Here is a 375-nt window from a genome sequence, read left to right as displayed (position 1 = left end):
AAATCATTGTTATGGTCATGCAGTTGATGCTCAAAGATATTTAGATAAATTTGTTAAATTCACTATCGCTCTTCCTGAAACAGTCGATACCAATGCTCACCGTGAAAGTATTGCTGCAATTGAACACTATAAAAACTTAGTTAGATCAAGCCATGTATTGGAAGATATGAAGCTATATGAATGTGGCTCAATTAGAACAATAAAACAAATTATTATTGCCAATAGATTATCCCTAAGAGAAGTAGAGACTATTGTTCGACATATAGAAATTTATGTAACTCTAGCCCAATCAAATAACCTTCAAAGCAATACAAATTTTGGATATAAAGTGCTTACCATACTGGCTATTGCAATTTATAGCATTCAGCCCGAAGT

At 32.5% G+C, this 375-nt stretch carries 1 pseudogene; it reads left to right on the top strand.

Annotated features, from left to right (window positions below):
* Positions 1 to 375, top strand: a pseudogene (locus AAEY62_RS20765) (AAA family ATPase); the annotation flags it as partial.

It is taken from the genome of Pseudoalteromonas sp. GW168-MNA-CIBAN-0100 (assembly GCF_040309225.1).
Taxonomy (GTDB): domain Bacteria; phylum Pseudomonadota; class Gammaproteobacteria; order Enterobacterales; family Alteromonadaceae; genus Pseudoalteromonas; species Pseudoalteromonas arctica.
This window is presented reverse-complemented; position numbering and strand designations above follow the sequence as displayed.